This is a genomic window from Bradyrhizobium niftali (assembly GCF_004571025.1).
Classification (GTDB): domain Bacteria; phylum Pseudomonadota; class Alphaproteobacteria; order Rhizobiales; family Xanthobacteraceae; genus Bradyrhizobium; species Bradyrhizobium niftali.
Window position 1 is genome coordinate 1 of the sequence record NZ_SPQT01000082.1, and the last position, 5,920, is coordinate 5,920.

Annotated in this window: 4 protein-coding genes; all 4 read left to right on the forward strand. The window is 66.1% G+C overall.

The annotated features are described in order from the left end of the window. The first annotated feature begins 270 nt into the window (after nt 1–270). Nucleotides 271–540, forward strand: a complete 270-nt coding sequence (locus tag E4K65_RS46065; RefSeq protein WP_011090639.1) for a GlsB/YeaQ/YmgE family stress response membrane protein — start codon at nt 271–273, stop codon at nt 538–540. Between the two features lie 263 nt (nt 541–803). Then, nucleotides 804–2,552, forward strand: coding sequence for a type I secretion system permease/ATPase (locus E4K65_RS46070; protein WP_135179686.1), 1,749 nt, complete (start codon nt 804–806; stop codon nt 2,550–2,552). Then, on the forward strand, nt 2,549–3,883 hold the full coding sequence (locus E4K65_RS46075; RefSeq protein WP_025575117.1) for an HlyD family type I secretion periplasmic adaptor subunit: 1,335 nt from the start codon (nt 2,549–2,551) through the stop codon (nt 3,881–3,883). Before E4K65_RS46070 ends, E4K65_RS46075 begins: the two co-directional genes overlap by 4 nt. A gap of 367 nt (nt 3,884–4,250) precedes the next feature. Further along, nucleotides 4,251–5,720, forward strand: coding sequence for an AMP nucleosidase (locus E4K65_RS46080; protein WP_167771699.1), 1,470 nt, complete (start codon nt 4,251–4,253; stop codon nt 5,718–5,720). Nucleotides 5,721–5,920 lie beyond the last annotated feature (200 nt).

Genomic DNA, 5,920 nt, shown 5'->3' on the forward strand with positions numbered 1-5,920 from the left:
CTCCCTGCCCCTCCCCCGCAAGGGGGGAGGGAATGAGAGAGCGTTGCGCTCCTCACTTCGAAATGCGCGCTCCGTCAAAAATCCTCTCCACCAACATCGAGTTGCCGTGGTTCGCAGGGAGCGCTCGACCAGTAGCCGTTCTACTGTGCATGGGGTTGTTTTCGACATTTTTGTTTCCGCACGCGCAACCCGGCCGCGGCGACCACCATTCAGACCCCATTCATCCCGGTTCCGGTTCCATGGCCCCGTTCACGCAGAGGGACCTCACTTATGTACATTTCCAACGAAGGCCTGCTCGTCATCCTGTTCGTCGGCCTGGTCGCCGGCTGGCTGGCCGGCAAGGTGGTGCGGGGCGCCGGTTTCGGCATCATCGGCGACATCGTGATCGGCATCGCCGGCGCGTTTGTGGCCAGCTTCCTGTTCCCGAAGCTCGGCATTCGCATCGGCACCGGGCTCGTGTCGGAGATCGTCTATTCCGCCATCGGCGCGGTCATCCTGCTGCTCGTGGTGCGGCTGGTGCGCGGCGGCGGCCGGTTCTAGCGGCGCCCCGAGTTCAGTTGATCCAACTTTCGACCTCTCCCCGCCCGGGGAGAGGTGACATGTCTGCAAGAAAAAGCCGCAAGCCTGTGAAATTCCGGACTTGCGCGCCGGGCCATCAGGGGGTGATGTGCCCCCACAGGGGATCGGGTTGATTCAGCCGCGTTGGACAAGGGGCGAAAACGCGATGTTAATCCGGGTCAATTACTCCTGAAATTGCCTTTGAAATCAGGGGCTTTGCCCCTTACCCGAAAGAGACCAGACTGATGGCAGCCGTCCCAGGCGTTCGCCGTTCGGAGCTCGCTGACGCGCTGCGCGCTTGTCGCACGGCGTTCGTCGGCGTCGGCCTGATGAGCTGCATGATCAACCTGCTCTATCTGACCGGGTCGATCTTCATGCTGGAGGTCTACGACCGGGTGCTGCCGAGCCGCAGCATTGCGACGCTGGTCGGCCTGATCGTCCTTGCCAGCTTCCTCTACATGGCGCAGGGCGTGCTCGACATGATCCGCAACCGGATCCTGGGGCGGATCGGCACCTCGCTCGACGAAGCCCTGAACAAGCGCGTGTTCGACACCGTCGTGCGCCTGCCGCTGCTGGTCGGTAACCGCAACGAGGGCCTCCAGCCGCTGCGCGACCTCGACAATGTCCGCTCCTTCCTCGGCGGCATGGGACCGAGCGCGTTCTTCGACCTGCCCTGGCTGCCGCTCTATCTCGCCATCTGCTTCGCCTTCCACGTCATGATCGGCGTGACCGCCCTGGTCGGCGCCATCATCCTGGTCGGGCTGACGGTGGTCACCGAGTTCATGTCCCGCCAACCGGCGAAGGAGGCGATGGGGCTTGCTGCCCAGCGCAACGATCTCGCCGCCTCCAGCCGTCGCAATGCCGAAGTGATGGTGTCGATGGGCATGACCAGCCGGATGAACCAGCGCTGGAGCGAGGCCAACGAAAAATATCTCGCCGGCAATCAGCGTGCGAGCGACGTGGCCGGCGGCCTCGGCGCGATCGCCAAGGTGCTGCGCATGATGCTGCAATCCGCCGTGCTCGCGGTCGGCGCCTATCTCGTCATCCACCAGGAGGCGACCGCCGGCATCATCATCGCCGGCTCGATCCTGTCGGCCCGCGCGCTGGCGCCGGTCGATCTCGCCATCGCGCATTGGAAATCCTTCGTCGCGGCACGCCAGAGCTGGCAGCGCTTGACCCGCCTGCTGGAGCAGATGCCGGCGCAGACGATGCCGACCCAGTTGCAAGCGCCCATCAGCCGGCTCTCGGTCGAGGGCGTCGCCATGGTGCCGCCGGGCGACCAGCGCCTCATCGTGCAGGACATCACCTTCGCGCTCGCCGCCGGCAACGGTCTCGGCGTAATCGGGCCGAGCGGCTCCGGCAAATCCTCGCTGATCCGTGCGCTGGTCGGCGTCTGGCAGCCGGTGCGCGGCAAGGTGCGGCTCGACGGCGCCGCGCTCGACCAATGGTCCTCCGACATGCTCGGTCGCCACATCGGCTATCTACCGCAGGACGTCGAACTGTTCGGCGGCACCATCGCGCAGAACATCAGCCGCTTCGACCCCGAGGCCGCCTCCGACGGCATCATCGCCGCGGCCAAGGAGGCCGGCGTGCACGAGATGATCATCAAGATGCGCGAGGGCTACAACACGCAGGTCGGCGAGCAGGGCGCCGCGCTCTCCGCAGGCCAGGCGCAGCGCGTGGCGCTGGCGCGCGCGCTCTACGGCAATCCGTTCCTGATCGTGCTCGACGAGCCCAACTCCAATCTCGACACCGAAGGCGACGAGGCGCTGACCCGCGCCATCCGCGCCGCCCGCGAGCGTGGCGCCATCGTCGTCGTGGTGGCGCATCGGCCCATCGGCGTCGAGGCGGTCGACCAGATCCTGGTGCTGCGCGACGGCCGCATGCAGGCCTTCGGCCCGAAGGAGCAGGTGCTCGCCCAGGTGCTCCAGCCGCGCGTGACGCCGCCGGCACCGATCAAGGTCGTCAGTGAGGGCGGAGTGGCCAAGTCATGAGCACGATGGCGATCGGTGGCGGCAAGCCCGCGGCCAAGAGGACCGTGCGGGACTCCATCAGGTTTCACTTGATGCTCGGGCTCGGGATCGTGCTGGTCCTGGCCGTCGGCCTCGGCGGCTGGGCGTCCACGGTGCAGATCTCGGGCGCGCTGATCGCGCCGGGCCAGATCGTGGTCGAATCCAACGTCAAGAAGGTGCAGCATCCGACCGGCGGCGTGGTCGGCGAGTTGCGCGCCCGCGACGGCGACGTGGTCAAGGCCGGCGACATCGTGGTGCGGCTCGACGACACCGTCACCAAGGCGAACCTCGCCATCGTCACCAAGAATCTCGACGCCGCGCTGGCGCGCGCGGCGCGGCTCCAGGCCGAGCAGCGCGGTGTCGACAGGATTGAATTCCCGCAATCATTGCTCGATCGCGGCAACGACCCCGACGTCAAGACGCTGCTCTCCGCCGAAACCAAGCTGTTCGACGTCCGCGTCAACGGCCGTGCCGGCCAGAAGGCGCAGCTTCGCGAGCGCATCCAGCAGCTCAACGAGGAGATCGAGGGTCTCTCGGCGCAGGAGCGGGCCAAGGACAAGGAAATCTCGCTGGTGCAGCAGGAACTCACCGGTGTCCGCGATCTCTATGAGAAGCACCTGGTGCAGATCTCGCGCCTGACCACGCTCGAGCGCGACAGTGCCCGCCTCAACGGCGAGCGCGCGCAGTACATCGCCTCGCGGGCGCAGGCCAAGGGCAAGATCACCGAGACCGAGCTCCAGATCATCCAGGTCGACAAGGACATGGTGAGCGAGGTCTCCAAGGATCTGCGCGAGACCAACGACAAGATCGGCGAGATGATCGAGCGCAAGGTCGCAGCCGAAGACCAGCTTCGCCGCGTCGATATCCGCGCGCCGCAGGATGGCATGGTGCTGCAATCGACCGTGCATACCGTCGGCGGCGTCGTCACCGCCGGCGACGCGCTGATGCTGATCGTGCCGCAGGCCGACGATCTCCAGGTCGAGGCCAAGGTCAATCCGGTCGATATCGACAAGCTCCAGATCGGCCAGAAGACGCTGCTGCGCCTGTCCGCGTTCAACCAGCGCACCACGCCAGAGCTCAACGGCGTTGTCAGCCGCGTCTCGCCCGACGTCACCACCGACCAGCGCACCGGCCAGAGCTACTACACCATCCGCGTCTCGCTGCCGGCGGAAGAGATCGCCCGCCTCGGCGACTCCAGGATCATCCCCGGCATGCCGGTCGAAGCCTTCGTCCAGACCGGCGACCGCACCATGCTGTCCTATTTGATGAAGCCGCTGCACGACCAGTTCATGCGGGCGTTCCGGGAGAAGTGACGCGCGGCTAACCCTCCCCCAGAGGGCGGGGGAATCGCATCTAAGGCCGTTGCTCTGCGGCCCATCCTTCGAGACGCCCGCCTTTGGCGGGCCCTCAGGATGAGGACAGAGTGCGCGGCGGCAATTTCGACCGGCAAAGATGTCGCTTAGCCTCATCCTGAGGAGACCGCGCAGCGGTCGTCTCGAAGGACGAGGCGCGCGCTCAGGCCCCCGCCAAGGAGTCGTATGCGATTGCCCCGCCCTCCAGGGGGCGTGGAAGAGCAGGGACGATAGGCGCGCCGCGCCGTGCTTCGCTGCGCTCGCAATGACGGCTTGGCTGCGTCTTGCTATAGTTCGACTCAAGCCCCACGAACCCGGCGTTCGAACAATGCAGACTCCGCCCTCCATCGCCACCGAATCCTTCTCCGACGCGTCCGCGGCCGTCGCGCGGCTCGAAGAGATCTACGAACGCAACACGAAGTTCCTGCGCGACCGGTTCGAGGCCTATGTCAACGGCGAAGCGATCACGATGCGGGCGCGGGCCTACTATCCCTTTGTCCGCCTCACCACGGCGACGCATGCGCGGCTGGATTCGCGTCTCTCCTACGGCTTCGTCGCCGGTCCCGGTGTGCACGAGACCAGCGTCACGCGGCCGGATCTCTTCCGGGCCTATCTGACCGAACAGATCGGGCTGTTGATCCAGAACCACGGCGTGCCCGTAGAGATCGGCGAGTCGGCGGAGCCGATCCCGATTCACTTCGCCTATCGCCGCGACATCAACATCGAGGCCGCCATCACCACCGGCGAGAATTCCCTTGTGGCGCGATCGCTGCGGGACGCGTTCGACGTGCCCGATCTCGCCACCATGGACGATTCGATCGCCGACGCTACCTTCGAGCTTCAGCCTGGGGTGCCCGAGCCGCTGTCCCTGTTTCGGGCTGCCCGCGTCGATTACTCGCTGCGGCGGCTCTATCACTACACCGGCACGGATCCCGAGCACTTCCAGAACTTCGTGATCTTCACCAACTACCAGTTCTACGTCGATGCCTTCGCGCAGCTCTGCCAGCGGCGGCTTCAGTCCGGCGAGGCCGGCCTCGAAGCCTTCGTCGCGCCCGGCAATGTGATCACGCGGAGCGGCGGCGCGACGAGCGGGGACGCGCCGACGCGCACGCCGCAGATGCCTGCCTTCCATCTGGTCGAGCCCGGCTATCGCGGCATCACCCTGATCAATATCGGCACGGGCCCGTCCAATGCGCGCAACGTCACCGATCACGTCGCGGTGCTGCGCCCGCACGCCTGGCTGATGCTCGGCCATTGCGCGGGCCTGCGCAACACGCAACGGCTCGGCGACTACGTGCTCGCCCATGGTTACGTGCGCGAGGACCATGTGCTCGACCGCGAGCTGCCGCTCTGGGTGCCGATCCCGGCGCTCGCCGAGATGCAGGTCGCGCTCGAGGAGGCGGTCGAGGACGTCACGGGCCTCGAAGGCTTCGAGCTCAAGCGCCTGATGCGCACCGGGACGGTCGCGAGCGTCGACAACCGCAACTGGGAGATCTCTGGGCCCGAGGTGATCCGCCGCCTGTCGCAATCTCGCGCGGTCGCACTCGACATGGAATCGGCCGCGATCGCCGCCAACGGCTATCGCTTCCGCGTCCCCTACGGCACGCTGCTCTGCGTCTCCGACAAGCCGCTGCACGGCGAGATCAAGCTTGCGGGCATGGCCAGCGAATTTTATCGCCGCCGCGTCGGCCAGCATCTCGAGATCGGCCTGAAGGCGCTGGAGCGGCTCAAGCAGCAGGAATCCGAGCGGCTGCATTCGCGAAAGCTCCGCAGTTTCGCCGAAGTCGCGTTTCAGTAAAGGACAAGAGGACTGTCGTACGAACGCTAACGTCTCCGTGAGCACAGCGCCCCGGAATATCTCTGCCGCAGCAGGGTTATCAGGTCGTCCGGGGCCGCGTTGTCAGAAACAGGAGACAGGAATGATCACAGCGATGATCAGGTTCGTTGCGCTGGGAACGTTTGCGGCAGTGCTGGCGTCCCCGGCATATGCTGCAGGAG

What these genes read in the sequence shown, in the direction of transcription:
- E4K65_RS46070 (WP_135179686.1), top strand. Translation starts at nt 804, where the DNA reads ATGGCAGCCGTCCCAGGCGTTCGCCGTTCGGAGCTCGCTGACGCGCTG.
- E4K65_RS46075 (WP_025575117.1), top strand. Translation starts at nt 2,549, where the DNA reads ATGAGCACGATGGCGATCGGTGGCGGCAAGCCCGCGGCCAAGAGGACC.
- E4K65_RS46065 (WP_011090639.1), top strand. Translation starts at nt 271, where the DNA reads ATGTACATTTCCAACGAAGGCCTGCTCGTCATCCTGTTCGTCGGCCTG.
- E4K65_RS46080 (WP_167771699.1), top strand. Translation starts at nt 4,251, where the DNA reads ATGCAGACTCCGCCCTCCATCGCCACCGAATCCTTCTCCGACGCGTCC.